Source organism: Pseudovibrio sp. W64 (genome assembly GCF_001623145.1).
In the GTDB taxonomy this organism is placed as follows: Bacteria; Pseudomonadota; Alphaproteobacteria; order Rhizobiales; family Stappiaceae; genus Pseudovibrio.
The window spans coordinates 1-2,960 of sequence record NZ_LMCI01000022.1; the positions used below are offsets into that span (position 1 = coordinate 1).

General features: G+C 44.9%; 1 protein-coding gene and 1 pseudogene. One reads left to right on the plus strand and one right to left on the minus strand.

The window, feature by feature from the left end; genetic code table 11:
* Positions 1–187: pseudogene (locus tag PsW64_RS10790) on the plus strand (helix-turn-helix domain-containing protein); the annotation flags it as partial.
* 340 nt (positions 188–527) lie between these two features.
* Here PsW64_RS10790 and PsW64_RS10795 read toward each other — a convergent pair.
* Positions 528–2,318, minus strand: a complete 1,791-nt coding sequence (locus tag PsW64_RS10795; protein WP_208980726.1) for a M10 family metallopeptidase — start codon at positions 2,316–2,318, stop codon at positions 528–530.
* Positions 2,319–2,960: the final 642 nt, after the last annotated feature.

A 2,960-nucleotide genomic window follows, 5' to 3' on the forward strand; every position in this document is an offset into this window, starting at 1 on the left:
GTTGGAGCTGCTGGGTATTCCACGCTCAACGTTCTATGTTTGGTATGATCGCTATCTGGAAGGCAGCGTTGAAGCGTTGAAGGACAGAGTTTCACGTCCCGCCAAGGTCTGGAGCCGTATTCCCGATGAGATCAGAGCGCAGATTATCGAAATGGGGCTAGACGAACCAGATTTGTCACCACGAGAGCACAAGAGTTAAGCGTGGAGGTATTGACCAGAATTGGCATGCAGAACTTCAAAATCAAACCAGAGGGCGACGCTGCAATACCACCTTCAGTCAGATCAACTTTGAGTTCTAAACTTTATGATTAATCACTCCTTGCATGTTGTTGATGAATGATCTCCGCTACGTTTAGCCCCATCTTTCTGCAAGTGCGTCTTCTTTCTGATTAAACTCTGCGTGGTGGAGAGCATATAAAAGTTTGAGGCATTCCCCCAAAAAGGGAACTGTATATGCGATTGCTCCAAACGTTTAAATGCTTTCGGTTTGGAATAACCCGCAGACACGGGTTATTCCATGTTGGTGATCACGCGAACATGAAGTCATCTGCCGTGATGTTGCTTACGGCAACGTCTGAAAGGGTGATGGAGCTACCCTCATAAGAAATGATGGTATCACCATCCTTCCCGGAGATGTTCAGGTCGTTGAAGCTATCGATATTGTTTTTGAATTCAATTAGATCAAAGCCATCTTCGAAGTCGATGATTTCATCAGCACCCCAATTGGTATCGAATACAAACCTGTCATTCCCGGAACCTCCGGAAAGCATGTCGTTGCCAAAACCGCCTTCAATACGATCATGACCAGCATTGCCATAAAGAGCATTGTCGGCAAAGTTACCGATCAGCGTGTCGTTGCCTGACCCTGCATAGGCAGTTTCAATCACTGTATCGCGCATGATGGCTAGATTGCCTTTGTAACCATTCACATCAGAATAGGTTTCTGCCAACAGCGAGATTTTCTGATCAGCACGCACAGAACTAAAGTTAAGAGTGTCCTGCCCTCCACTGTCAGAGATCGTGTAGGTTACCCGGTTTAGATCCGCCAGATCATCATAGTAACCGCCAGCGGTTGAGTTTTCGCCATAAACAGTATCACCACTGCGAATGTTATCAGCGGTACCATAGAGATCCTGCATTGCAAGAATGTCAGCAATCATTGGCGTAACGACATAGGCATAGCTAGCGTCCACAGCAGAGTTCTCGTTTTGAGAGAAGTAGGACATAACTGTGCCCTGCCAAGAATCGTTCGCATAGTGGTTGTCTACACCATAGCGTGCGCTGCCGTTGTAGTTGCCAGCATGCCCCAGGCCGAGAGCATGGCCGATTTCATGGATGTAAGTCTGGAATGAATAGGAATCCAGGCTGGTTCCACTGTTCTTCAACCATGAAGTGCTTACGTTTACAATTGATGACTGAATGGTGCCGCCATATGCGCGGGAGCTTGAGTAGGCACCGCTTCTATCATCACTGAAGGTGATTTGTGCGCCAGAATTCGCCTGCTCAAAGTTGATGCCCGTAGTCATCGACCAAGCATCAAGAGCTTTGATCGCGAGAGCCTGACCATCACTGTTCAAGCTTGTTAGGTTTACCGTGATCGTGCCACCTGATTCCACATCAAATGCACGACGGCCACTGCGCCAAGCTACATCAGTGAGCTGGTTAGCGATTTGATCATTGGTAAAGTGCCCTTCAGGCACAACGATCTCAGGGTCGGAGGTTGGCTGGGGAACTACCGGATCTGGATCTACAGGATCCGGGTCTACAGGGTCCGGATCTACAGGATCTGGGTCCACAGGGTCCGGATCTACCGGATCTGGGTCCACAGGGTCCGGATCTACCGGATCTGGGTCCACAGGGTCTGGATCTACTGGACTGGCATTTTCGATTACGTCAATCTTATAGCTGCCAGTATAACGGTTACCAAAGGAAGAAGCCCCAATATAAAACTTGCCGCTGGAAGTGGCCGTAAACGTGATCTCAGAATTACGTCCTTCTCCACTATCGTCATCAAAGGCAATACGGTTACCATCACTATCATAAAGCGTAAGGACAGTGTTGCGAACACCGTAATACCCGGTTCCTTTTAGGGAGACTGTGTACTCTTTACCTTCTTCAAGCTCGATTGCCACAGCATCACGATCACCGCGGTAGCTCAATCTTCCAACAAAGCTCTCGCCCGCATCAATTGTATATGGTGTGGAGCGACTAAATGGGGCATCACGCCATTCATCGCCAGGTGAAGTCCATTTGTAGGGATAATAGCCATAAGGATTGTACTTATAACGGCTAGAAGAGCCCGAATAACTGTAATGCATCTTACCCTCAATTTTTACTTCAACTACAGAAGTAAAATTGAGCATCGATCAGTAACAAACAACTCTAATTAGTGTTTTTTCCCATGATAATTTTGTCCACAAAACATAATATAAACTTAAATCAAATAGAGTCAAGTATAATTAAGTATTTATTTCAAATGCACTTGACTTCTAATTACTAATCTAATCAACATTATCTAATTGATATTATTGATATATAATCTAAAAATTACCATTTATGTCGATTTCTAGGAGTTGCGCTGAATAAATCTTATGCTACATTATAAAAATTATTTACACATAATATAGCCATATTTTCATATTTTTACTTAAATCTGCTCGGTATCGAAAATTCCATCAGAGATAGGCCCAGTGGACGCACGGCAGTATATTTTGCCATCGTTAAGAACAATAAGAGAACTTTGCCGAGTAACCACAAACACCCTGATTTGTTAGGCTAATTACGCTGTTCTTAAACAGTTAATGGACGGATTAAGATCGGTAATACTGCAATCATTCGGCAATTCTAAACTTTGCTGCAGGTGCGAAAGCCTAACTATGCGAGTAATGTTTTGAGAGATGACGGGCGGTGGGTTCAACTGGTGGGTGCAACACTTTAATCTTTAAATAGAGATGGAGTGT